Below are 23862 nucleotides of genomic sequence, written 5' to 3' on the forward strand. Positions count from 1 at the left end.
CGTTCACCTCCTGCCGCGCCGTCTGTGGCTGGTGTCGCACCAGGGATACGTCCGGCTGCGCCGGCAGGTGCACAGCGCCACGGTGAACCGGTCGGACCGCACGGTGGTCCCGTCCTCGAGGAGGACCTCCACGGGGCCGTCGACGAGCATCGGGCCCTCGCTGGTCACCGTGACCCGGCAGGGCGCCGCGGTGTCGCGTTCGTCAGGCTCGATCGGCACGGATGATCACCAGCTCTTCCTTCTCCTCGCCGGGTGCGATCAGTCCCTGCCGCTCGAGCCAGTCGGCCCGGGAGCGCAGCACGGGTCCGAAGGGGACGAAACGGCGCTCCACGACATCGGCGTGGAGTCCGGCGTCGTGCAGCCGGTCCAGGGTCGCCTGGACCCCGCTCAGCGCCGAGTGCACCAGCAGCAGCGCTCCGGCCGGGTGCAGAAGTCCTGCCGCTCCGTCGCAGATCCGGTCCAGTACGGCCCGGCCGTCGTGACCGGCGTCCCAGGCGACGGCAGCCCCGCGGCGCGGCGGCCGGGACCGGGGTGCGGGCACGTAGGGCGGGTTGCACACGATCAGGTCGAACCGCCGGCCGGCGGCCGGATCCAGCAGGTCGCCGCGCAGCACGCGTACCCGTTGGCGCCGCAGCGCCGCGTTGAGCCTGGTGGCGGCGACGGCGCGCCAGGAACTGTCGACCGCCGTGACCCGGGCGCCGCGCCGGGCGGCGGCGAGGGCCAGGGCTCCGGTGCCCGTGCCGACGTCGAGCACCTCGGCGTGGGGCTTCAGCTGTTCACGCTCGAGCGCATCCGCGAGCAGGAACGTGTCACTCTGCGGGGCGTACACACCAGGGGCGACCAGCAGGGTCCCGCCGCTCCGGTCCACTCCGAACACACCGGGCATGCGCGGCTCCCCTCGACGGAAATGTGCCGACGGCGTCCGGATGCCGGTCGGCAGCTTCTTGATCCCCGAGTGCCCGCTCCCGCGGATTTCATCCGTTTCGCTCTGGCCCGGCCGGGGACCCGGTGGGCAGCCGGCCCTGTCACGGGAACCTCGGAACCGCACGGAGTGGCTGATGAGCGCGAACACCGGACTGCGAGTGGTGGTCACGGGAGCCACCGGAAACGCCGGCACCAGCGTGGTGCGGGCGCTTGCCGGGGACTCACGGATCGCCTCGGTCCTCGGCCTCGCACGCAGGATCCCCGACCTGGACGTCTCGCGGACCGCCTGGGCTGCCGTCGATCTCTCCCGCGACGACGCCGGCGAGCGCCTCGTACGGCATCTGGAGGACGCCGACGCCGTGATCCACCTCGCGTGGCGGTTCCAGCTGACGCACTCCCCCGTCACCACCTGGCGGACGAACGTCCTCGGATCGCTGCGGCTCTTCGAGGCGGTCGCCGCGGCGCGGGTGCCGGTGCTGGTGCACGCGTCGTCGGTCGGAGCGTACTCGCCGGGGCCGAAGACCGGCCCCGGCGTCGACGAGTCGTGGCCCACCCACGGCTGGCCCGACGCGGCCTACTGCCGGGAGAAGGCCTATCTGGAGCGGGTGCTCGACGCCTACGAACTGCGGCACCCGGAGATACGGGTGGCACGCGTCCGCCCCGGGTTCCTGTTCAAGGAGAGTTCGGCGAGCGAGCAGCGGCGGATCTTCGCGGGCCGGTTCCTGCCCGGCCCGCTGCTCAACCCGGCCGTGCTGCCGTTCGTGCCCGATCTCGAGGGGTTGCGGTTCCAGGTGCTGCACACCGACGACGCGGCCCAGGCGTACCTGAATGCGGTGCTCCTCGACGCGCGCGGGGCGTTCAACCTTGCCGCCGAGCCGGTGATCGACGCCCGGATCCTCGGGGAGATGCTCGACTCCCGGGTCGTCCGCGTTCCGCGGCGGGCGGTGCACACCGCGCTCTCCGCCGCCTGGCGGCTGCGTGCCGTGCCCGCTTCGCCGCACCTGTTCGACGCACTGCTGCGGATGCCGGTGATGAGCACGGCACGGGCCGAGGAGGAGCTGGACTGGCAGCCGCGGCACACCTCGCGGGCGGCGCTCGAGGAGTTTCTGCGCGGCGTCCGCAAGGGTTCCGGCGACCGGACGGCGCCGCTGGCGGGCCACCGGGCGCACTGACCTCTGCGGCCCGCCGGGACCCTGACGCATTCCGCCCGCCCGGCGCCGTCACCCGCCACCCGTCACCCGCCGGCTTCGGCGAAGGGGCTGGTGGCGAGCCCGGCCAGCAGGTCCGCCGGGTGGTCGTAGACGGCCGCCGCCCCGGCGGCCTCGAGGGCGGTCCGCGGAATGCCGCCGCACAGCAGCGCCACACACCGCACTCCCGCGCGCGAGGCGGCCTGCATGTCCCACACCGTGTCGCCGACGAACACGGCCCGCCCGGCCGGGACCCCGGCCAGATCCAGCGCCTGCTCGACCGGATCGGGTGCGGGCTTGCCCTCCTCCACGTCGTCGGCGCTCGCGACCGCGTCGATGACGTCGTCCGCGTCGATCGCCCGTCGCAGCGCCGCGAGTTCGGATCCGCCCGCCGAGGTGGCGAGCACCACGGTCCAGCCGTCCGCCGCGAGCGCCCGCAGCAGTTCACCGGCCCGGTCGAAGGCCGGGAGACGGTCGGAGTACGTCGCGTAGAGGGCCTTGTGCGCGGCCTTGACGCCGTCGTCCCCCGCCGTGTCGCGGTCGTCGCCCAGCAGATGCGCGACCAGATCCTGGCCGGACAGGCCGACGGAGCGGTGGATGTCGTGCATGGGCACCCGGTGACCCGCCTGGCGGAAGGCCTCCCACCAGGCGACGACATGAAGGTGGTTGGTGTCGGTCAGCGTCCCGTCGACGTCGAACACAGCGGCACGTTCCATGTCTGCGGGTCCCTTCCGGTGGCTGCTGCTACCGCGGTACGGCGTAGTCCGTGGCGGTCACGGTGAAGATGGCGCCGTCGGGATCTCTGAGGCTGACCTCCGCACCGTGCGAGGTGCCCCGCTCGCCGAGGACGGTGCCCCCGTGGCGGACAGCCGTCTCCACCGTCTTCTCGAGGTCCTTCACCGCGAAGTGAACGTGCCAGCGCGGATGCAGCAGCGGGCTCGCGGCCGTGCCGTCGGCGCCCGAGGTGAGCCGGGCGAGCACCCGCCCCTCACGGTGCAGGACGACCGCACCCTCCAGATAGCTGACCTCGCAGCAGCCGTCCCGGCCGGAAGCCCAGTCGAACACCTCGCCGTAGAAGATCGCCGACTCGAACGCGTCCTTGGCCAGCAGCCGGATCCAGGCGGGTGCCCTGTCGCGCCAGGCCGGCCAGTCCCGCATGAGCTCGCCCTCCCAGAGCCCGAAGACCGCGCCGTCACGGTCCGCGGCCAGCGCACCGCGCCCCATGGCCAGGGCCAGTGGCCCGACGGCCACGGTCCCGCTGCGCTCCCGGATGCGCGCGGCGGTCCGATCGGCGTCCTCGACGGCGAAGTACGGGGTCCATGCGACGGCCACCGTCAGCGCCGGGGCCAGCGCTCCGATACCGGCGACCGGCATGCCGTCGACGACGGCGACGCTGAACTGGTCGCCCAGCCTGCCTCTGCGGAACGTCCAGCCGAGCACCGCCCCGTAGAAGTCCTGGGCAGCCTGCAGATCGCGCGCCATCAGGCTGACCCAGCATGGTGCGCCGAACACCGCCGCGGATGCGGCTGCGTCGGCGGTCGCGGTCGGGGTCGAGTTCTCGTTCATCACCATGTCCGGTGGTAGTGGGCGGGTCGGTCGGGGCCGTTCCCCATGCTCCTACCCCGGTCGCGGACCGGCGAACGCGGCAGTCACCCTGCGTGTCCGGTCGCGGGCGGCCCGGGGTCGAACGCGTTCCGTGTGCCGGGCGTCGCCGGGGGTAGCCGAATCCCATGACCGTTGAGAAGACCAGCGTCCTTGTCCTCGACGCCGCCGAACCCATGGAGCTCGCCGAGTTCTACGCCGGGCTGTTCGGAGCCGGGATACGCGTCGGCAGCGATCCCGACTTCGTGGAGGTCGTCGGGCTCGGCGGCGTCCACCTGGCGATGCGCCGCGATCACGGCTACGCCCCTCCCAGCTGGCCACGGCCGGAGGACTCCCAGCAGGCGCATCTGCGCATCCTCGTGGCACGGGACGACCTGGACGCGGCGGAGCGGGAAGCGGTCGGGCTGGGGGCCCGGCCGGTGGACACCAATCACCGGCGCGGACCGCACGAGGAGCGCCTCTTCGCCGACCCGGCCGGGCACTCGTTCTCGATGGCGGTGTCCCCCGCCCCCGCGGAGACGGAACCCCGGAACTGACCCGCCGAAGGGGCCCGGCCGGGTCGGTCCCGGCCGGGCTCCTTCACGGGTTCAGCGGCCTGCCAGCGCCTCGACCACCCGCTGCGCGGTGTCGGCGCTCGACTGCGGGTTCTGGCCGGTGATCAGGTTTCCGTCGACGACGACGCGGCTCGCCCACGCGTCGCCGGGCCGTACCACGGCGCCGAGTTCGCGCAGGCGGGACTCGACGAGGTACGGGGACTTGTCGCCGAGGCCGCCCTGCTGCTCCTCGTCGTCGCTGAAGGTCGTCAGCTCGCGGCCGGCGAAGACGAAGGAGCCGTCCTCCCTGACCGCGCTGAGGAGAGCTGCCGGGCCGTGGCAGAGCGCCGCGACGATCTTCCCTCCGGCATCGGCCTCGTTCAGCAGACGGCCCAGGTCCGCGCTGACGGCCAGGTCGGCCATCGGGGCGTGACCGCCGGGGATGTACACCGCGTCGTAGTCTCCGGCGGACACGCCGGAGAGGTCGGCAGGCCGGGAGAGTTCGGCGCCGAGGCTCTCCAGGTACCCGCCAAAGCGCTCGGCGTCCGCCTTCTCGACGCCCCCGCGCTCGTCGAGGCTGATGGGGTCCACGGTCGGCCGGACGCCGCCCGGGGTCGCGATGACCACTTCGTGGCCCGCGTCCCGGAGCACCTCGTGCGACGCGGCCAGCTCCTCGGCCCAGTAGCCGGTCGGATGGCTGGTCCCGTCGGACAGCTTCAGGCTGTCGGCGCCGGAAACGACCATGAGGATCTTCGACATGGAAAGTCCTTACGTGGCTCGGATGTGCTGTGCACCTTGGAACGGACAACACCAGCTTTGACCCGACTCCCTCCCGGGGCATCATGAGCGTCATAAGTTCTCTTATGGAACGGGTGTTGCGTGCCAGGCCTGGATCTGCTGTCGACCTTCGTGGAGATCTACCGCTGCGGGTCGCTGTCGGCCGCCGCCGAGCGACTGGGACTCACCCAGCCGGCGGTGAGCGGGCACCTGGCCAGACTGGAGGAGCAGCTGGGTGAACAGCTGTTCGTCCGCTCCCGCAAGGGCGTCACCCCCACCGCCCACGCGGCCGACCTCGCCGCGCGGATCGGCACCCACCTGGACGAGCTCCGTGCCGCGCTGGAACCGTCACGAGCGGGCGCGGCCCATGTCGGGACCGTACGCGTCGCGGGGCCGGGAGAGCTGATCGCCATGCGCGTGCTGCCGACCCTCGCGCCGCTGACCACCCGGGGGCTGCGCGTGCACGTCACGCTGGGGCTCGCCCGGGATCTGCTGACCGCGCTCTCGGAGGGCCGGGTGGACCTGGTGGTGTCCGCCGTCAGGCCGGCGCAGCAGGACATCGCCGCCACACCGCTCGTCGACGAGGAGTTCGTCCTGGTCGGACCGCCGACGCTGGCCCGCAGCATCGACAGCGCGCGGCTGGCCCGCGATCCGGTGGACGCTCTCGCGCATCTCCCGCTGGTCGGTTACGCGGAAGACCTGCCGATCGTCCGCCGGTACTGGCTGAGCGAGTTCGGCCGCCGGCCGCCGAATCGCATCGCCGTGATCGTCCCCGATCTGAGAGCCGTGCTGGCCGCCGTGATCGCCGGCGCGGGAGTGAGCGCGCTCCCCCGGTACCTCGCCGAGCCGGCCCTCTCCGCGGGTTCCGTGGAACTGCTCCACGAACCCGCCGCCCCGCCTCTCAACACTCTCTATCTGGCCACCCGGGCAGGAGCCCTGGTGCACCCGCCGCTGGCCCTCGTCCACGACCATCTCCGCACCCGCGCCCATTCGTGGGGCGCGCTGTGAGCCGGTCGCAACGCCTGTTGCGGCCGGGGCAGTTGGTATGAAGAATCTTGGCCGAAAGCCGACGTACGGGTCTCTCTCCGCCGACCGTCCACCTGTACCGCCGTCCCCGCGCTCCCTAGCATGTGGATCCCACTGAACCGGATCTCGATCAACGCGGGTGAGGACTGGATGCAAAGCTCGTGGCGCCCCGACGCCATCGACACCAAGGTGCCAAGTGTGGCGCGAATGTACGACTTCTTCCTGGGGGGCGACGACAACTACCAGTCGGACCGCGACGCCTGCGAACAGTTGCTCGAGCAGGTCCCGAGCACCAAGACACTCGCCGTCAACAACCGGCGTTTCCTGCGGCGCGTGGTGCGGCTGCTCGCGACCGAGTACGGAATCCGCCAGTTCATCGACCACGGATCCGGCCTGCCCACCCAGGACAACGTCCACCAGGTCGCGCAGGCGGTCGACCCCGAGTCGCGGGTCGTCTACGTCGACAACGACCCGATCGTGCTCGCGCACGGGCGCGCGCTGCTCGACGAGAACGACCGCACCACGGTCATCCAGGCCGACATGCGCGACACCGACGGCATCTTCGGCCACGAGGAGACCCGGCGGCTCATCGATTTCAGCCAACCCGTCGCGGCGCTCTTCGTGTCGGTGATGCACTGCATTCCCGACGAGGACGACCCGGCCGCGCTGGTGCGGCGGGTGGCGGAACGACTCGCGCCGGGCAGCTTCATGGTCGTCTGTCAGCTGGTGAGCGACCGGCCCGAGATCCGCGAGTTCGTCACCCAGTTCATGGCTCAGGCCACCGACAACCACTGGGGCAGGGTCCGCGAGGAGCACGAGGTCGCCGCCTACCTCGACGGCCTGGACATCCTTGAGCCGGGGCTGGTGGAGGTCTCCACCTGGCGCCCGGACACCGAGCTGGCGCCCGTGCAGCTCACCGACGAGTGGATCGAGTGGGGCGGCGTCGCGCGCATACCGTAGCGACGCACCGGCGCGTACAGCCGACTGTGGCCGGGGGATCCGCTCGACAAAGCGGATCCCCCGGCCACAGTCGTGCGGACGGCGGTGCCGGACGGGGTCAGAGGCTTTTGATGCGCCGCTCGAGCAGTTCCAGCGACTGCTTGGGCGTGAGGGCGCACGCGCCGAGGCGGTCCAGCATGTCCCGGTACTGCTCGACGGCCTGGGGCTTCTGGCTGAAGGTGCTGTCGGTCAGGTGCTCGATGTAGACCGCGTCCTTCAGGTCGCTCAGCGCGAAACGGAGATAGGTGACTCCCGTGCCGACGCCCACGGAGGCCGTCACCTCCAGCGGTGCGACCTGCAGTGTCACCCGGGGCCGCTCCATCATGTCGACCAGATGCAGGAGTTGTTCACGCATCACGTGCGGCCCGCCGACCGTGCGCATCAGCACGGACTCGTCGATCACGGCCCACAGGCGCGGCGCGTCCGGCAGGTCGATCTGCCGCTGACGCTCCTGACGCAGGGCGACCCTGCGCTGCACGTCGTGCGTGAGGAGGTGTCCCGGCCCCGACCGTACGACGGCCTCGGTGTACGCGGGCGTCTGCAGCAGACCCGGCACATAGAACGGCTCGTAGGTCCGAATGGTCGCGGCGGCACCCTCGAGGGCGACGAGCGGGGCGAAGAAGTCGGACAGGACGTCACTGAAGGAGCGCCACCAGTCCGACTGTCTGGACTGCGACACCAGGCGCATGAACTCCGCGACCTGCTCCTCGGCGCCCACGCCGTAGAGATTGAGCAGAGCCATGGCGTCGGCCGGCTTGCAGCCGTGGCGGCCCAGCTCGATCCGGCTGGTCTTGGAGCGTGAGAAGCCGAGCCGGAGGTCGACGTCCGCGGGGTCGAGTCCGGCGATCGCCCGCAACTGGCGCAGTTTGCCGCCCAGGATCAGCCTGAGGGCGGTCGGGTTGTTCTCGACCGCTCCCAGCGGCCGGACGAACAACGACGGACTCGGTTCGGCTGCAGCCATCAGGCGCTCCTGCGGAGGAATAGGGACGACGACAGTATCCAGCACTTCGGCGGCGAAGCCATGGGGATGACGCCTACCCAACCGCATTTTTCAGCCGATTACCGAGTCGAAACCTCCCTCGCGGGCGCCGGCCACGAAACCCGCGAAGTCCTCGCGTGTGCAGACGATGGCCGGCCCGTGCGGGTCGCGGGAGTTTCGGATCGCGATCCGGTCGCCCGGCAGCGCGGCCATCTCCACGCAGTTGCCGGTGGCATTGCTGTGGCTGCTCTTGATCCAGGCCACCGACTCCAGTGCGCTGGCCCGCATCCCGTTGACGAACTCCATGCCCATCAACTCCTCACTCTTCGCACGTGCGTTCACAGTTATCCCGCCACTGCAATCTCAGATGCAATTGCATCATCGGGTCGGCTCGACAATACTCGCCCTGCGTCTGCTGTCGAACGGCGAAGCCTGCAGGGAGACATGACCAGTGACGACTCACATGCCGGCCTTCTCGAGCACCGGCACCGGGCATGCGGGCCGCAGTCGGCCTGTGCAATCTGGCGTGAAACCCCTGCCCCGCCCGTCGGTGTCCGGTGAGCCCGAACTCACCCTGGACGAACCGGTCGTTCCCGGTGGTTTCTCCGCCTGCGGACTGGACGGCCGTCCGCTGAACGCGGGCCAGGCAAGGAAGTTCGCCACACGCACACTCCACGCATGGGCACTGCAGCCACTCGTCGCGGACGTCGAACTGATCGTCAGCGAGCTGGTCGGCAACGCTGTACGGCACGCCGTCCCCCCGCACTCCGCCGTCGCGGGCGACGCCACCCCGGACGACGCACCGCACACGGCCGAGTACCCCGTCTGGCTCGGGCTGTTCCGCTACACCCGGCACCTCGTCTGTGCCGTCACCGATCCCAGCCCTGCCCCGCCCTCCCTGTGCGATCCCGGCGACTCGGCGGTGGGGGGCCGGGGCCTGATCCTGGTCAGCACGCTGAGCGACCACTGGTCGTGGCGTCCGACGCCGCCCCGCGGCAAGACCGTCTGGGCGAGCCTCCCCCTGCCGCCGAAGCGCCGCACCGCCTGACGGCCCGCTTGACCGCCGCTTGACGCCACACCTGAAGCGGCGACGACCCGGCCGGCCCCGGCACGACCGGGCGAGGAGTTCAGGTGCTCACGTCCGCCCCGGCGCTCCCCGCACCAGGATCCGGCGCCCCGTTACCCGCTCGGGGGCGAGGACGACCCACAGGTCACGGTCACCGCCCGCCCAGGGCGCGCTGTACGCCTGACGCTCCAGTTTCGCGACGGCTTCCGGCTCGGTGACCGCGCGGGCACCGCCGACGGCCAGAACGCTCCACCCCTGGCTGAACGCGTCGTCGATGTGGTCCACCTCGAACGCGGTCTCCGCACCGACCGCCTCTGCCGGCACGGCCTCCGGTGCCGTACGGAAGGCGATCTCCCCTTCGGCGACCAGGTAGTTGACCGGCAGGATGGCGGGGCCCTCTCGTGTGCTCACGGCGACCCGGCCCACGCCGTGCGTCCCCAGCAGCGCCCAGCACTGGTCCCGGCCGAGCTCCACCAGTTCCGGACGGCCGCCGGCCGCACCGATGCCGGGCGGCAGGTCCGCGCCACCACCCGTCAGCGAGGTGACGGTCGTCTCCAGGGCGTCCGCCAGCCGCAGCAGGAAACCCATGCCGGGTGTGGCGGTCTTGTCCTCGAGGTACTCGATGTAGCCGGGCGCTGAGCCCGCCCGCAGCGCGACGTCCGCGCGGGACAGCCCGAGCTGCTGCCGGCGGGCGGCCACGCGCCGGCCGATGTCCCCCTTGGGGTGGCCGGACCCGACGCCGTGTCCGGTCTGCGGTTCTTCGGGCATGGCGGGCACCTTTCCCGTATGGGTCGCCGACTGCGGCGACGCGCGGGCTCGCCGCGCACGTTCACGGTAGCCAGCGGGTCCCAGCGGCGCACGGCGACGGTCCCCGGCGGTGCCGTGGAGCCGGTGCGTGCCGGCATCGACCGCCCCGCCGCGGCGTCGATCGCAGACGTACGGTCCCGGCCGTACGGGCACCCGCGGCGTTCCGCCGGGCTGCCAGGGCGAATCAACGTGCCGTGCGGGGTGGTCGGCTCAGGCGTCGGCGGTGACGGTCGGGACCCGCACCCCGCCCGCCGTCGCTGGGGCCGGTCCGGGTGCCGGGACCGAGCTCCTCCGCCGCCTGCCTCACGGTCCCGTACGGGTCGGCGTACCGGCCCTCGGGATCAGGCACGGTCGGGCACCGGCCTGCTGGTGATCTCGGCTCACTCGCCGACCGCCCGGGGGACGACGGGGGCCTGACCGGACGGTGATCGCGCCGTCCACGGCCGCGCGGCCCCCGGAGCCAGGGACGGCGGACGGCCGAGCTGTCCGGGCCTGCTTCAGCGGGTCCTCGGAGCGGTGCTGCCGGCCGTCGCCGCTCCCGTGCTCGCCGACGCCGTCACACGACCAGCTCGTGAGCCCGGCCGGAGATCGGTCCTACGCCAGGGACAGGAAGAGCTTCTCGAGCCGGGCACGCATCTGCTCGCGGTCGCCGCTCTGCGCCATGTCCGAGTCGGTGAGGCAGTGCTGCAGACCGGTGGCGATGATGGCGAAGCCCGCCCTGTCCAGGGCGCGCGACGCCGCCGCCAGCTGCGTCACCACTTCCTCGCAGTCCCGGCCCTCCTCGATCATCCTGATGACCCCCGCGATCTGCCCCTGCGCCCTGCGCAGCCGGTTGACAACGGTCTTCAGTTCCTCGGCTGCCATCGCCAGTTCCACGAGCCGCTCCTCCGTAATACCCCTGCCGGTATTCTACCCGTAGGGGTGTCGCCCACCGCGAAGACCGGAAGCAGACCCCGACAGGCCCGACACGAATGGAGCGTCCTCACGTGACCACTCCCGCCGCCCTCGCCCCCGCCCAGGCCAGCGCCCGGCTGCACGAGTTGACCGTCATCGATGTACGCACCCCCGGTGAGTACGCGTCCGGGCACCTGCCCGGAGCCCACAACATCCCCCTGGACCACCTCGAGACGGCACTGCCCGTGCTGAGGTCCGCCGCCGGCAGGGGCGACCTGCTCGTGGTGTGCGCCTCGGGCGCCCGCTCGGCCGCCGCGTGCGCGACCCTCGCGGAGAACGGTGTCACGGCCGCCACGCTGACCGGTGGCACCACCGCCTGGTCGCAGCTCGGCCACGACGTGCACCGCCCGGCAGGGGCCCGCACGGTATGGGCGATGGAACGCCAGGTACGCCTCGCGGCGGGGTCCCTGGTGCTCGCCGGTCTCGTGGCCGGGCGGCGCCACCCGGCCGCCCGCCTGCTCAGCGGGGGCATCGCCGGCGGCCTGGTGTTCTCCGCGCTCACCGACACCTGCGGGATGGCCCGGGTGCTCGCCAGGCTCCCGCACAACCGGCCCCGCCCCGCGGACCTCGACGCCACGCTCGCCGCACTGTCCGGCTGAACCGCGGCAGGCGCTCGGAAGCGGGAGAATTGGCGCAGGGGTGGCACGGGTGGCGTGCCATGCCGCGAAGGGATCCGATCGGCGATGAGACACCGCAGCGTGGCCGACCTCATGACTCCGGAGGCCGTCGCCGTCCAGCGCGGCACCACGTTCAAGGAGATCGCGCGGCTGCTCGACGAGTACGGCATCACGGCCGTACCGGTGATCGACGACGAGCGCCGGCCTGTCGGCGTCGTCTCGGAGGCCGACCTGCTGCGCAGGCAGACCTCGGGTGACGGCGGCGAGACGGCGGGTGAGCTGATGACGAGCCCCGCCGTGGTGGCCGGACCGGAGTGGAGCGCCGTCAGGGCCGCCAGGACGATGGAGGAGCGCCACGTCAAGCGACTGCCGGTGGTGGACGGCTACGGCGCCCTGATCGGTGTGGTCAGCCGCAGCGACCTGCTGCAGCTGTTCCTCCGGCGCGACCGGTCCATCCAGGAGGAGATCGTGGAGGACGTGCTGGCCGGAACGCTCGGAGTGTCCCCTGCCGCGGTCACCGTCGAGGTGGCCGACGGCAGGGTGACGCTGAGCGGCACGCTCAGGCGCCGCAGCCTGGTGCCGGTCGTCGTACGGCTCTGCGAGAGCGTGGACGGCGTCGTCAAGGTGGTCGACCGGCTGTCGTTCGAGCAGGACGACCTCGCCGGCGAAACGTCCCTGGACGGCTGAGCCGGCCCCGTCAGGACGAGGGCCGGTGGCCGTCGTCGGGCAGCATCAGCAGACGGGAGTCGCCGGGCCCCACCGACACCGAGCGGTCGGAGAGCCGCACGTCGATCGGTGTGCCGTCGGACGCGGGCACACCGATGTACAGTTCCCCCGGCCTCATCCGCACCCTCACGCCCCAGTGACCGTGGTAGCGGATGGAGAACCCGTACTCGGCCAGCTGCGGCGAGTGCACCGGGTCGAACCAGAGCGCCCCGCCGCGGGTCTCCATCCCGGTGAGTCCCCGCTGCACCAGGTCCAGCGTGCCCGCCATCGCGCCGAGGTGCACGCCTTCCTCCGTGGTGCCGCCCTGGATGTCGGCGATGTCGCCCTCGAGGGCCTCCCGGACGTACGTCCACGCGTCCTCGCGCCGGACACGCGCCAGGACCCAGCCGTGGACCAGGCCGCTCAGGGTCGAGCCGTGGCTGGTGCGCTTCAGGTAGTAGTCGACGGTTCGGTGCCAGGTCTCGTCGTCGAGTTCGTAGCCGAGCCGCTCGAAGAGACCGCTCAGTTCGGCCGGGGAGAAGAGGTAGCCGAGCATCAGCACGTCGGCCTGCTTCGACGCCTTGTAGCGGTTGACGGTGTCGTCCTCCGCCTCCAGCACCCGGTCGAGGCGGCGGATCTCGCCGTGCCGTGCCCGCAGCCCGTCCCAGTCCAGCTCCTCCAGGCCGCCGTATCCGTGGAACTGGCTGATCACGCCGGCGTGGAAGGGTACGTACAGGCGGCGCGAGACGTCGTCCCAGCGGGCGAGTTCACCGCGGTCGAGGCCGGTGCGCTCGTACAGCTCCCGCCGTCGCGGCTCGGGCAGTTCGCGCACCACCTCGAGGGCGCGGGCGAGCACCCAGGCCGCGGTGACGTTGGTGTACGCGTTGTCGTCGAGGCCAGGCCGCCCGGAGTCCGGGTATGCCTCGTGGTACTCGTCGGGGCCGACCACGCCGCGGATGCGGTAGCGCCCGAGCTCCTCGTCGAAGGTGGCGAACCCGGACCAGAAGCGTGCGATCCGGGTGAGCATCTCCGCGCCCTTGGTGTGCAGGAACTCCGCGTCGCCGCTCGCCTCGCAGTACTGCCACACGTTGTAGGCGATGGCGGAGCCGACGTGGTGCTGGAGCCGCGAGTGGTCGGGCAGCCAGCGACCCGAACGCGGATTGAGGTGCAGTTCCTGCGTCTCCTCACGTCCGTCGCTGCCGCTCTGCCACGGATACATCGCGCCGCTGTATCCGGCCTCACCGGCCTGGACCCGGGCCTGTTCCAGCCTGCGGTACCGGTACATGAGCAGGGCGCGGGAGATCTCGGGGAAGTGCAGGTTCAGGTACGGGAGGACGAACAGCTCGTCCCAGAAGATGTGGCCGCGGTACGCCTCGCCGTGCAGTCCTCGTGCGGGAACGCCCACGTCGAGGTCGGCGGTGTGCGGCGAGAGCGTCTGCAGGACGTGGAAGAGATGCAGCCGCAGGATGCTTCCCGCCTCCCCCGGTACGTCCAGCTCGCCCCTTCGCCACAACTGGCGCCACGCCGTCCGGTGACTCGCCAGCAGTTCCTCGAAGCCGGGCGCCCGGCCGACCCTGGCGGCCGCCGCGTGCAGCGGGTCGCTGATCGCGGCGTCCCTCGAGGTGTGCAGCGCGACCGTCTTGTCGACGGTACGGGGGGTCCCGGCGGACAGCGAGAGGCGCAGGACCTGTACGGCGCGCAGGGGTTCGTGCGCGGTCCGGGCACGTTCCTCCTCCGCGGGGTCGTCCGCGACCGTACGGGCCGCCATGCCGATCCGGATGTCGGAGCTGGTGGTGCGGCAGCGCAACCACATCGTGTCGGGCTCGCCGTCGCCCGCGTTGATGTGAACGAGATGGTTGCCGTTCAGGTCCCGGTAGCGCGCCACTCCGCTGTTGGTGACCGACCCGTCGAGCGCGGCCTCCACCTCGAGGTCACCGGACCAGCCCTCCGCGGTGAACCGGGTGCGGAGCACGGCGAGATGGGGATCGCCCATGTGGACCAGCCGGAGCTGGTGGACGTGGAGGACGCGTCCGTCGTCGGACACGTAACGCATGGTGCGTTCGAGCGTGCCGGCGCGCAGGTCGAGGCTCTGGCGGTGTTCGCGCAGGGCCGTGCCGTCCGGGGTGAACCAGGGGGCGTCGCCGGCGAGCGTGTGCATACGGAAGCGCAGGGGCAGCCAGTTGGGGAGGTTGACCATGTCCTCGTTCTCGACCTGGCGGCCGGAGACGGTCGACGTCAGACGGTTGTAGCAGCCGGCGGCGTACGTGCCGGGGTAGTGGGTGTCGCCGGCGCCGCACTCGGGGGCGGCTCCCCGGGTGGCGAAGTAGCCGTTGCCGAGCGTGCACAGCGCCTCACGCAGCCGCTCGCGCTCGGGCTCGTACCCCTCGTACGTCCAGATCCACTCGTGCATCGTCAGTCCTCACGCTCGCGTACGGGGTGCTGGGCGGCGGGGTCGTCCGGCAGGAGCTCGGCGAGGTCCCTCACGACGAGGTCCGCCCCGCGCTCGAGCAGGGCGGCCCCGGTGCCCGGGCCCGCCGTACGGTCCACACCGATCACGAGGGCGAAGCCGCCGCGCCGGCCGGCCTCGACGCCGGCCAGGGCGTCCTCGACGACCGCCGACCGGCCCGGGGATACGCCGAGCCGTCGGGCCGCCTCCAGGAACAGCGCGGGCTCCGGTTTGCCGGGGAGCCGCAGCCGGGCCGCCTCCGTGCCGTCGACCAGCGCGTCGAGCAGGGGCAGCACCCCTGAGCTGCCGAGCAGTTCCCTCGCGTGGCGGGAGGCGGACACCGCCGCCAGCGGCACGGCACGGTCCCGCAGCATCCGCAGCAGCCGCACCGTTCCGGGGTAGGCGTCGATGCCCTCCTCCCGGAGCCGCTCGGTGAACAGCTGCTCCTTGTACGCCGCGACGGCGCCCACGCTCTGCGTCCCCGGCGCGTCGTCGGGGCTGCCGGGCGCGAGCCGCAGGCCGCGCGAGGCGAGGAAGGCCGCGGCGCCGTCCTGCCGGGACCGGCCGTCGACGTGACGCAGGTAGTCGTCCTGGACGTCGAAGGGACGGCGGGCGGCGGGATCGTCCGGCGGGTTGGCCAGCAGGCAGGCGTCGAAGGCCGTCTTCCATGCCGCGGCGTGGACCCGGGCGGAGTCGGTGATGACTCCGTCCGTGTCGAGGACGACGGCGCTGACACCGCGCCAGCTCTCACCGCCGGGGCGGCTCATACCGGCGCGTCCGTGCCGCCGCCGCGGTCCGGTGGTGGCGGTCCCGCGCACACCGTCATGTCGGTCCTCCCTGCTCGGCGGTTCGTCCGGCGCCTGGCGTGTCCGGCGCCGGACGGCGACCCGTGCCGTGTGCCGCGGGCGATGCCGTCGGTCGTGCCGCACGATCGCCGGTGCCCTGCGACAAGGATGGCCGCGTACCCCGCCTTCTGCGCGTCCAGACATCCGGGGAGGGCTTCGTGGAGCGGCCAGGGCGCCGTGAGCCAGGCCAGGGCGCCGTGAGCCGGGTCAGGGCGCCGTGAGCCGGGTCAGGGCGCCGTGTAGGGGCCGTATCCCAGTTCGGCGGTGTTCTGCGGGCCTGCGCCCATCGCCTCGATCTCGTGGTCGGCGGTTTTCATCAGCCGGCGTGCCAGGCTCTGCATGGCGCGGCCCGCGGCGATCTCGTCGCCGATCTCGGGGACGTCCTCGTCGTCGGGACTGCGATGCGCCGTGCCGTGCCCGGTGAGTGTGATGGTGCCGGTGTCCAGCACCGCACGGGCCTTCGTCGTGCCGTCCTCCTCGGAGAGGAACAGACCGACCTTCCACTCCAGCGTCCTGGCCATGGCTCACCCTCCGGCCCTGTCGGCGGTCCTGGTCCCAGCATCCGCCCCGGCGGGCGTCCCTGCGACAGCGCCGGGGCGGGCCGGGGAACACGATGGGTTGCCTCCGTCCTGCTGGGTACCCGCCGGGCATGGCGACGAGACCGCCGCGATCCCCAGGCGAAGGGCCTCCCATGGCACAACGGCAGCCGGACGGCTCGGACAGGCCGGTGGCCGGGGCGGTTCCCCCGCCGCCTACGCAGGAGGACTATCTGGACCAGATCCAGGTGGGACTGCCGCAGGTCGCGCACGACCACGAGCGGGTGCAGGAGCTGCTGGGGGCGGTTCTGGCCATCAGCAAGGAGCTCGAACTCGACTCGGTGCTGCACACCATCAACGAGGCCGCCCGGCAGCTGGCGGGCGCACGGTATGCCGCGCTGGGCGTACTGGACGACTCCGGTGAGTTCACGGACCTGATCAGCGCCGGCTTCGGCCGGGACCAGCATGCCGCGCTGGGGGACGCGATGCCCCACGGCCGCGGTCTCCTCGGTGATGTCGTGCGGGATCCGCAGCCGCTGCGCGTCGCCCGGGTGGCGGGCCATCCCCACGCGGTCGGCTTCCCGCGGGGCCATCCGCTGATGACCACCCTGCTCGGTGTGCCCATCCGGGTCCGCGACAAACTCTACGGAACGCTCTTCCTCGCCGACCGCAAGGGCGGCGGGTCGTTCACCGACGACGACGAGAACATCGTCGTCGCGCTGGCGGGGGCCGCGGGTGTCGCGATCGAGAACGCTCGGCTGTACGAGCAGCTGCGGCAGGCGACCGAGGACTTCCAGCGCAGGCTGCTCCCCCGGATGCCGCGCCGCGAGGACCTCGAGCTGGAGGCGCGCTACCAGCCGTCCACGGAGGCCCCGCGGATCGGCGGCGACTGGTACGACCTGATCCGCCTGCCGGGCCGCGTGCCCTGCCTGATGGTCGGGGACGTGATGGGCCACGGGCTGGAGGCGGCCACGGTCATGAGCCAGATCAGCAACATGCTGCGGGTCATCGCCTTCGAGGAGGAGGAGCCGCCCAGCCGTATCCTGCGCCGACTCGACGAGGTTCTGCAGGAACTCCACGGCGGGCCCATGGCCACGGTCATCGTCGCCAGGCTCGAGCCGAGCGGCCGGGGGAAGGAGCTGCGCTGGGCGAGTGCGGGGCATCTGCCGCCGCTTCTCGTCACGCCGGACCACCGGGCCCGCTATCTGGAGACCGACACCGGACCGCCGCTGGGCGTGGACCCGGCGATACCCCGCCGGGACCACTCGGCGCTGCTGCCGCCGGGCAGCACCCTGCTGCTGCACACCGACGGACTGGTCGAGCACCGGGGCAAGTCGATCGACGAGGGCATGGCCGCCGCGATCGGTGTCGCTGCCGTCCGGGCGTCCACCCCGCTGCCGGAGCTCTGCGACGCGCTCCTGGCCCACGGTCACGACCCGTTCCACGACGACGTCGCCCTCCTGGCGGCCCGTCTCGCGGCCTGACCTCGTCCGCGTGCCGCCGGCCGGTGGCGCCGCCGGGCCGGTGGCGCCGGGGCGACCGCCCGCGTCAGGAGGTGTCCCGCACCGGGCTGTTCTCCACGAGTGATCCGGGGGCGGCGCGGTCGGCCGCGGCCGGACTGTGCGCGTGCACGGGCGGCGGCTGCTCGCCGCCCACGCCCTCTCCCCTTGCCGGTATGCGCAGGGCGAGCAGGGCGACGTCGTCACCGCTGGGGGCCAGGCGCGCGAGCAGTTCGTCGCAGAACTCCTCCACGTCCCGGTCGGCGAGGCCCGCGGCGTGGCGGCGCAGCTGGGCCAGGCCGGTGTCGATCGGACGGGTGCGGCTCTCGACCAGGCCGTCGGTGTAGAGCAGCAGAGTGGACCGGGCCGGCAGCTTCTCGACGGCGTCGGGCCAGTCCAGGCCCAGGTGCAGGGCCGAGTTCATACCGAGGAGGGGGCCGTGGCCCGCCTCGAGGAAACGGGCGTGCCCGTCGGACGTCACCAGGAGCGGCGGCGGGTGGCCGGCATTGACCCAGTGCAGCTGCCACGGACCGCCTTCGGGGCCTTCGATCCGGGCGAAGACGGCGGTGGCCATGGGGGCGTCACTGGTGTTGGTCATGGCCTCGTCCAGCCGGCGCATGATCAGGCTGGGCGGTTCCTGACGGTCCCAGGCCAGTGCGCGGAGCATGTTGCGGACCTCGGCCATGTGGGCGGCGGCCTGAAGGTCGTGGCCCACGACGTCGCCGATGACCATCGTGGTGACGCCGTCGGCGAGGAGGAACGCGTCGTACCAGTCGCCGCCGATCTCCGCGGCGCTCTGTGCCGGCAGGTAGCGGGCGGCCATCTGCAGGTGATCGACCTGGGGAAGCGGGGTGAGGAGCTGACGCTGCATGGTCTCGGCCACATGCCGCTGCTGGTCGAACAGCTGGGCGTTGTCGAGCACCAGGCCCGCCCGGCGGCCGATGTCGGCGAGGACGAGAAGTTCGGCCTCCGTGCACGGCGGGCGGGCGCCGGTACGGCCCACGGTGAGCGCTCCGTACACCTGCCGCCGGGTGCTCAGCGGCACCACGACGGCCGAGTGCCCGCCGAGGCGGTCGAAGAGGTCCCGGTGCGCCCGCGCGAGCGGCGGCTCCGCGTCGCGGGCGAGGTCGTCCGCGCCCAGCCGCATGGGCCGGCTGCCGCGCATCACCCGCACCAGCGCCGACGACGAGGGTGTCTCCGTGAGGGGCGGCAGCGGCCCCTCCAGCGTCTGGGCTCCCCTGTGCTCGTCCCTGCTGCGCACGGCGATCCGCCGGACCTCGTCGGCGTGATCCTGCAGACGCAGGTCGACCGCCGCCCAGTCGCCGAGTTCCGGCACCAGCAGACGCACCAGCCGGTGGAGCATTTCGGGGATGTCCAGTGTGGAGCTGAGCACCGCCGAGATCTCCGCGACCATGGTCAGCCGCTCGGTGAGGTCCTCGAGCGCGGAGAGGTGCGTCGCTCGCCGGTCGGCGGCGTCGCGGTAGAGACTGAAGTCGTGGAAGACGACCACCGCGCCTTCCGTCCGCCCGTGCAGCACCAACGGGCCGGCGGACCAGATGATGGGGACGGCGGTGCCGTCGGACCGGAGGTAGAACTCGTCACTGCCCTCGGCCGTGCGGCCGTCGGTGAGCACGGACAGGACCCGGCACTCCTCCCGGGGGATGCTTCCGCCGTCGGACCGGCAGTGCAGGGCATCGTGCAGGTTCTGGCCGCGCATCTGCTCCCCGGCCCGGCCGACGAGCCGGTCGGCCCAGGGGTTCGAGGCCACGACCCGCCCGGAGGTGTCGGTGATGTACACCCCGGCGCCCAGACAGTCGAACACGGCACGCAGAAAGTCGAGCTCCTGCTGCCGGTCTGCGGCATTCAAGGCCCCACCATCCTCGGGTCGCCCGTTGATCCTGCGCCCCACCGGCGCGGGCCGGTGTCCGACGGCCCTCTCGTCATGCTCGCACCGGTGGCGGCGGTGTGCCGCGTCGTAGGCGTCCGGGCGGACGCGCACGACGCGGCACCGTCCGGCGGGAGCCGGTCGTCAGGAAGACGCCTCCAGCACCGCCGCCCGGGCCGCTCGCGCGTCCGGGGCCGCGAGCGCGAGCCCGGCGAACCGGCGGCAGTCGTCCAGGCTGTGCGAGGCGAGCGAGGCCCGCACGTCGGCGAGGCAGCCGGGCGCGGCAGAGAGGCTGGTGACCTCGAGCCCGACGAGGACCAGGGCGAGCAGCGGGTCCGACGCGGCCTCGCCGCACACCCCGACGGGGCGTCCCTGTGCGGCGCCCGCGTCGGCTGCCGCGCCGACCAGTTCGAGCAGGGCGGGCTGCCAGGGGTCCAGGAAGTCGGCCAGGCTGCCGAGGCCGCGGTCCGCGGCGAACGTGTACTGGGCGAGGTCGTTGGTGCCGATGCTGAGGAAGTCGCACTGCCGTACCAGCGCCCCGGCCCGCAGCGCCGCGGCCGGGACCTCGACCATCGCGCCGGCGGTGGGCAGCCCGTGGGCCCTGGCCCGTTCGGTGAACGCGCCCGCCTCGCCCGGCACGGAGACCATCGGGGCCATCACCCAGACGTCGGCCTCGCAGCCTTGTGCCGCGGCGGCGATCGCGGCCAGCTGTGTCTCGAGCAGCTGCGGGTCCCGGCGTGCCGTTCGCAGACCGCGCACGCCGAGCGCGGGGTTCTGTTCGTCGGCGGCCGTGACGAACGGCAGCGGCTTGTCCGCGCCGGCGTCCAGGGTGCGTACGACGACCCGGCGGCCCGCGAAGGCGGAGAAGACCTGACGGTAGGCGGCCGTCTGCTCCTCGAGGGTGGGGGCCTGGTCCCTGTCGAGGTAGAGGAACTCGGTGCGGAACAGGCCCACGCCCTCGCTGTCGGCGGCGGCGGCCGTGTGCAGATCCTGCAGCGCGCCCAGATTGACCAGCAGCTTGACCGCATGCCCGTCTGCCGTCCGGCCGGGGCCGCTGACCTGTGAGGATCGGTGGCGCCGCGCCTCGTCGCGTTCGGCGGCCTCTGCCACGGCGTGCGGTGCCGGGTCGGTCACCACCGTGCCCGCCGCGCCGTCGACGAGAACGGGTGTGCCGTCGGTGAGGGTCGCGGCGTCGGCGCAGCCGACGACGGCGGGCAGGCCGAGGATCTTCGCCAGGATGGCGGTGTGGCCGGTGGGTCCGCCGCGCTCCGTGACCAGGGCGAGGACTTCGGCCGGGTCGAGAAGGGCGGTGTCGGCCGGCGCGAGGTCGTCGGCGACGAGGACGTACGGATGGCCGGGGTCGGGCAGACCGGGCATCGGCCTTCCGAGGACGCGGGCGATCGAGCGGTCGCGCAGGTCGTCGAGGTCGGCGACGCGTTCGGCGAAGTAGCCGCCCGCCGCCTGGAGGGACATACGGAAGACGCCGAACGCCTCCGCGAGGGCGTGCGGCGCGTCGACGCCGGCGAGCACCAGGTCGCCGACCTGGTCCGCGAGGGTCGGGTCGGCCGCCATCATCGCCTGCGCGGTCAGGACCTGCGCGGCGTCGGTGCCGACGGTGGCCGCCCTTGCCTCCAGATCGGCGGCGACCCATGTCAGCGCGGCGCGGGCGGCGGCGGCCTCCGCGGGGGCGTCGACCGGTTGCACGGCGCGCGGCGGGGGCATGGCGGAGGGCGGCGCCATGCGGGCGACGGGTCCGGTGGCACTGCCGCCGCCGATGCCGATGCCGTGCAGGACGGCGGGGGCGGGCCCGGTCGTCGCCATGGCGGCGGCCCCGTCGGCCGGCATCGCGGACGTGGACGTGGTCGTCGTGGACGTGGTCGTGCGGGTGGTCACCGCTGCTCCTGCGCGTCGAGGTCGGCGGCGACCAGCGCGGCCAGTTCCTCGATGGCGGCCTCCGCGCCGTCGCCCTCCGCCGACAGCACCAGGGGTTCACCGTGCTTGGCGCCGAGGGCGAGCACGGACAGCAGGCTCCGGGCGTCGACCGGGGCGCCTCCGTCGCGGGCCACCGTCACCCTGACCGGCTGGCGGACGGCCGCCTGGACGAAGAGGGACGCGGGGCGGGCGTGCAGTCCGGAGCTGGAACCGATGACGACAGTGCGCTGGGGCATGGTGATGACACTCCTACGGGGTGCGGGACGGGTACGGGAGCTGCTTGTCCACCGTGGGAAGGCACAACGCTGGGCCGGTGGGCGGGGCCGAGCCGGATCGGCCCCGGCTCCGGCCGGGGCACGCGCCCCGGCCGGGTGTCTCAGGCGGCCGCGGTGACCTTGGGGTCCTCGGCGGCGGCAGCGGGCGGGGCCGCTTCGGCCGGCTCCGTCTGCTTGCGGCCGCTCTTGAGGAGGACCACCAGTGCCGTGGTGACCACGGTGCCGGCCGCGATCGCCAGCAGGTACAGCAGCGGCCGGCCGATCAGCGGGACGACGAAGACGCCGCCGTGCGGGGCGCGCAGTGTGGCGTCGAACGCCATCGACAGGGCGCCGGTGACGGCGCCGCCGGCCATCGCGGACGGGATCACCCGCAGGGGGTCGGCCGCGGCGAACGGGATGGCGCCCTCGCTGATGAACGAGGCTCCGAGGACCCAGGCGGCCTTGCCGTTCTGGCGTTCGGCCTTCGTGAACAGCTTCGCGCGCACGGTCGTCGCCAGGGCCATGCCCAGCGGCGGGACCATGCCCGCCGCCATGACCGCGGCCATGACCTTGAGGCTGCCGTCGGTGGGTGTCGCGAGGCCGCCCACCGCGAAGGCGTAGGCCACCTTGTTGACCGGGCCGCCGAGGTCGAAGCACATCATCAGTCCGAGCAGGACACCGAGCAGCACGGCATTGCCGCCGGAGAGGCCGCTGAGCCAGTCGGTCATGGCCTTCTGGAGCGAGGCGATCGGCTTGCCGACGACGATGAACATCAGGAACCCGGCGACGGCGGAGGAGATCAGCGGGATCACGACCACCGGCATGATGCCGCGCAGCACGGACGGGACCCGTACACGCTGTATCGCCATCACCACCGCGCCCGCGATGAGACCCGCGACGAGTCCGCCGAGGAAGCCGGCGTTGACGGTGACCGCGATGGCACCGCCGACGAAGCCCGGTACGAGGCCGGGCCGGTCGGCCATCCCGTACGCGATGTATCCGGCGAGCACCGGGACCAGGAAGCCGAACGCGGCGCCGCCGGTCTGGAAGAGGAGCGCGGCCCAGCTCGCGGCCTCCGTCCACACGAAGTGCTCGGCCACGGACGGGGCGGTGTTGATCTCGTACCCGCCGATGGCGAAGGCGAGCGCGATGAGCAGGCCGCCTGCGGCGACGAACGGGACCATGTAACTGACCCCGGTCATCAGCCATTTGCGCAGGCGGGTGCCGAAGTGGTCGCCGGGTGCGCCGGTGTCCATGGGTGCCGTGCGAGCGGCCGGCGCGGTGGTCTCGCCCCGTGCGGCCCTGCCGCGCACGTCGGCGATGAGCTCGGCGGGCCGGTTGATGGCGGCCTTGACGCCGACATCGACGGTGGGTTTGCCGGCGAACCGGTCCTTCTCCCTGACCTCCACGTCGTGGGCGAGGATCACGGCGTCGGCGGCCGCGATCACACCGGGGTCGACGCGGGTGAAACCGGCCGAGCCCTGGGTCTCGACGACGACCTCGACGCCCGCGGCCTCTCCAGCCTTCCGGAGCGACTCGGCGGCCATGTAGGTGTGGGCGATCCCGGTGGGGCAGGAGGTGACGGCCACGATCCTGAACGGTGTGGAGCCGGCCGTCGTCGCACCCGCTTCCGCGGCGGTGAGCGGGTCCGCGGCGGTGGGCGGGACGGGGTCCGGAGCCGTCGGGGCCTCGTCGGTCCCGGGACCGGCCGGGGTCTCGGCAGGGGGCTCCTCCCCGCGGATCAGCGCCGCGACGGTCCGCGGGTCGCGCTCGGCGCGGAGGGCGTCGGTGAACGCGCTGTCCATGAGCCGGCGTGCCAGGGCGGACAGGATCGTCAGATGGTCGTCGTCCGCGCCCGCGGGTGCGGCGATCAGGAAGATCAGGTCGGCGGGCCCGTCGGGAGCACCGAAGTCGATACCGGCCGGGCTGCGGCCGAAGGCGAGCGTCGGTGCCGTGACGTGCTCGCTGCGGCAGTGCGGAATGCCGATGCCGCCGTCGAGCCCGGTCGGCATCTGGGCCTCGCGCGCCGCCACGTCGGCGAGGAAGCCGTCGAGGTCGGTGACGCGGCCGGCGGCCACCATCCGCTCGGCGAGGGACCGTGCGGCGGCCTGCTTGGTCTCTGCGGTCAGGTCGAGGTCGACCAGTCCTGCGGTGATCAACTCACTCATCACGCGGCTCCTTGCTCGCGAACCGCCGGGGGGCGGTGGTGGGACGTGGTGGTGCGGCGGCCGTCGGGCGGGCCGTTCCGGGTGCGGTGCGGTGGGACCGCGCGCCGGTACGTGGTGGACG

The 23862-nt window shown here is 72.8% G+C and carries 24 protein-coding genes; 8 read left to right on the top strand and 16 right to left on the bottom strand.

All coding sequences use genetic code 11. The annotated features are described in order from the left end of the window. Positions 1 to 3: 3 nt before the first annotated feature. Positions 4 to 150, bottom strand: a complete 147-nt coding sequence (locus ACFYV1_RS28175; protein WP_389398482.1) for a CDGSH iron-sulfur domain-containing protein — start codon at positions 148 to 150, stop codon at positions 4 to 6. A gap of 52 nt (positions 151 to 202) precedes the next feature. Further along, positions 203 to 886, bottom strand: coding sequence for a HemK2/MTQ2 family protein methyltransferase (locus tag ACFYV1_RS28180; RefSeq protein WP_389398403.1), 684 nt, complete (start codon positions 884 to 886; stop codon positions 203 to 205). Positions 887 to 1058: 172 nt separating this feature from the next. Between ACFYV1_RS28180 and ACFYV1_RS28185 the strand changes: the two genes are divergently transcribed. Continuing rightward, entirely contained in the window at positions 1059 to 2096 is a 1038-nt protein-coding gene (locus ACFYV1_RS28185) for an NAD-dependent epimerase/dehydratase family protein (RefSeq protein WP_389398404.1), read from the top strand. A gap of 62 nt (positions 2097 to 2158) precedes the next feature. On the opposite strand, the gene ACFYV1_RS28190 is transcribed toward ACFYV1_RS28185, so the two are convergent. Continuing rightward, on the bottom strand, positions 2159 to 2827 hold the full coding sequence (locus tag ACFYV1_RS28190; RefSeq protein ID WP_389398405.1) for an HAD family hydrolase: 669 nt from the start codon (positions 2825 to 2827) through the stop codon (positions 2159 to 2161). Between the two features lie 28 nt (positions 2828 to 2855). Continuing rightward, a complete protein-coding gene (locus ACFYV1_RS28195) occupies positions 2856 to 3677 on the bottom strand; it encodes a VOC family protein (protein WP_389398406.1) in 822 nt (273 codons plus the stop codon). A gap of 164 nt (positions 3678 to 3841) precedes the next feature. Between ACFYV1_RS28195 and ACFYV1_RS28200 the strand changes: the two genes are divergently transcribed. Then, the gene (locus ACFYV1_RS28200; RefSeq protein WP_389398407.1) at positions 3842 to 4249 is read left to right on the top strand and encodes a VOC family protein; all 408 of its coding nucleotides are present in this window, start codon (positions 3842 to 3844) and stop codon (positions 4247 to 4249) included. A gap of 51 nt (positions 4250 to 4300) precedes the next feature. Here ACFYV1_RS28200 and ACFYV1_RS28205 read toward each other — a convergent pair whose 3' ends face one another. After that, complete coding sequence (locus tag ACFYV1_RS28205; RefSeq protein ID WP_389398408.1) at positions 4301 to 5005, bottom strand: type 1 glutamine amidotransferase domain-containing protein; 705 nt, start codon at positions 5003 to 5005, stop codon at positions 4301 to 4303. Positions 5006 to 5125: 120 nt separating this feature from the next. Between ACFYV1_RS28205 and ACFYV1_RS28210 the strand changes: the two genes are divergently transcribed. Both ACFYV1_RS28210 and ACFYV1_RS28215 read left to right on the top strand, forming a co-directional pair. Continuing rightward, positions 5126 to 6031, top strand: a complete 906-nt coding sequence (locus ACFYV1_RS28210) for a LysR family transcriptional regulator (protein WP_389398409.1) — start codon at positions 5126 to 5128, stop codon at positions 6029 to 6031. A 168-nt stretch (positions 6032 to 6199) separates the two neighbouring features. Further along, entirely contained in the window at positions 6200 to 7009 is an 810-nt protein-coding gene (locus tag ACFYV1_RS28215) for an SAM-dependent methyltransferase (RefSeq protein ID WP_389398483.1), read from the top strand. Positions 7010 to 7106: 97 nt separating this feature from the next. Here the strand turns inward: ACFYV1_RS28215 and ACFYV1_RS28220 are convergent, their stop codons facing one another. Then, positions 7107 to 8009 (bottom strand): helix-turn-helix domain-containing protein, encoded by a 903-nt coding sequence (locus tag ACFYV1_RS28220; protein ID WP_389398410.1) that lies wholly within the window; start codon positions 8007 to 8009, stop codon positions 7107 to 7109. 90 nt (positions 8010 to 8099) lie between these two features. After that, the gene (locus ACFYV1_RS28225; RefSeq protein ID WP_389398411.1) at positions 8100 to 8333 is read right to left on the bottom strand and encodes a DUF397 domain-containing protein; all 234 of its coding nucleotides are present in this window, start codon (positions 8331 to 8333) and stop codon (positions 8100 to 8102) included. A gap of 220 nt (positions 8334 to 8553) precedes the next feature. Here ACFYV1_RS28225 and ACFYV1_RS28230 point away from each other — a divergent pair, with 220 nt between their 5' ends. Then, positions 8554 to 9075, top strand: a complete 522-nt coding sequence (locus tag ACFYV1_RS28230; RefSeq protein ID WP_389398412.1) for an ATP-binding protein — start codon at positions 8554 to 8556, stop codon at positions 9073 to 9075. Between the two features lie 87 nt (positions 9076 to 9162). On the opposite strand, the gene ACFYV1_RS28235 is transcribed toward ACFYV1_RS28230, so the two are convergent. After that, on the bottom strand, positions 9163 to 9861 hold the full coding sequence (locus tag ACFYV1_RS28235) for a helix-turn-helix domain-containing protein (protein ID WP_389398413.1): 699 nt from the start codon (positions 9859 to 9861) through the stop codon (positions 9163 to 9165). Between the two features lie 633 nt (positions 9862 to 10494). Further along, entirely contained in the window at positions 10495 to 10776 is a 282-nt protein-coding gene (locus tag ACFYV1_RS28240) for a metal-sensitive transcriptional regulator (protein ID WP_389398414.1), read from the bottom strand. A 95-nt stretch (positions 10777 to 10871) separates the two neighbouring features. Here ACFYV1_RS28240 and ACFYV1_RS28245 point away from each other — a divergent pair, with 95 nt between their 5' ends. Together ACFYV1_RS28245 and ACFYV1_RS28250 are read left to right on the top strand one after the other, a co-directional pair. Then, positions 10872 to 11453, top strand: a complete 582-nt coding sequence (locus ACFYV1_RS28245) for a rhodanese-like domain-containing protein (protein ID WP_389398415.1) — start codon at positions 10872 to 10874, stop codon at positions 11451 to 11453. A gap of 84 nt (positions 11454 to 11537) precedes the next feature. Next, positions 11538 to 12158, top strand: coding sequence for a CBS domain-containing protein (locus tag ACFYV1_RS28250; RefSeq protein WP_389398416.1), 621 nt, complete (start codon positions 11538 to 11540; stop codon positions 12156 to 12158). Between the two features lie 10 nt (positions 12159 to 12168). Here the strand turns inward: ACFYV1_RS28250 and ACFYV1_RS28255 are convergent, their stop codons facing one another. From ACFYV1_RS28255 to ACFYV1_RS28265, 3 genes are all read right to left on the bottom strand, one after another. After that, positions 12169 to 14586, bottom strand: a complete 2418-nt coding sequence (locus ACFYV1_RS28255; RefSeq protein ID WP_389398417.1) for a glycoside hydrolase family 65 protein — start codon at positions 14584 to 14586, stop codon at positions 12169 to 12171. Positions 14587 to 14588: 2 nt separating this feature from the next. Further along, positions 14589 to 15389, bottom strand: coding sequence for an HAD family hydrolase (locus ACFYV1_RS28260; protein WP_389398418.1), 801 nt, complete (start codon positions 15387 to 15389; stop codon positions 14589 to 14591). Positions 15390 to 15694: 305 nt separating this feature from the next. After that, the gene (locus ACFYV1_RS28265; protein ID WP_389398419.1) at positions 15695 to 15988 is read right to left on the bottom strand and encodes a DUF1876 domain-containing protein; all 294 of its coding nucleotides are present in this window, start codon (positions 15986 to 15988) and stop codon (positions 15695 to 15697) included. Positions 15989 to 16158: 170 nt separating this feature from the next. Between ACFYV1_RS28265 and ACFYV1_RS28270 the strand changes: the two genes are divergently transcribed. Continuing rightward, positions 16159 to 17487 carry a PP2C family protein-serine/threonine phosphatase gene (locus tag ACFYV1_RS28270; RefSeq protein WP_389398420.1) on the top strand — a complete coding sequence of 443 codons (1329 nt, stop codon included), beginning with the start codon at positions 16159 to 16161 and terminating at the stop codon, positions 17485 to 17487. Between the two features lie 64 nt (positions 17488 to 17551). Here ACFYV1_RS28270 and ACFYV1_RS28275 read toward each other — a convergent pair whose 3' ends face one another. The 4 genes from ACFYV1_RS28275 to ACFYV1_RS28290 all read right to left on the bottom strand — a co-directional run bounded on the left by ACFYV1_RS28275 (position 17552) and on the right by ACFYV1_RS28290 (position 23741). After that, complete coding sequence (locus tag ACFYV1_RS28275; RefSeq protein ID WP_389398421.1) at positions 17552 to 19369, bottom strand: SpoIIE family protein phosphatase; 1818 nt, start codon at positions 19367 to 19369, stop codon at positions 17552 to 17554. Between the two features lie 162 nt (positions 19370 to 19531). Then, positions 19532 to 21208, bottom strand: a complete 1677-nt coding sequence (ptsP, locus tag ACFYV1_RS28280; RefSeq protein WP_389398484.1) for a phosphoenolpyruvate--protein phosphotransferase — start codon at positions 21206 to 21208, stop codon at positions 19532 to 19534. Positions 21209 to 21276: 68 nt separating this feature from the next. Next, positions 21277 to 21555 (bottom strand): HPr family phosphocarrier protein, encoded by a 279-nt coding sequence (locus ACFYV1_RS28285; RefSeq protein WP_389398422.1) that lies wholly within the window; start codon positions 21553 to 21555, stop codon positions 21277 to 21279. A gap of 140 nt (positions 21556 to 21695) precedes the next feature. Then, positions 21696 to 23741: a fructose-specific PTS transporter subunit EIIC gene (locus tag ACFYV1_RS28290; protein WP_389398423.1), complete on the bottom strand. Its 2046-nt coding sequence runs from the start codon at positions 23739 to 23741 to the stop codon at positions 21696 to 21698. Positions 23742 to 23862 lie beyond the last annotated feature (121 nt).

Source organism: Streptomyces sp. NPDC003023 (assembly GCF_042888225.1).
GTDB lineage: Bacteria > Actinomycetota > Actinomycetes > Streptomycetales > Streptomycetaceae > Streptomyces.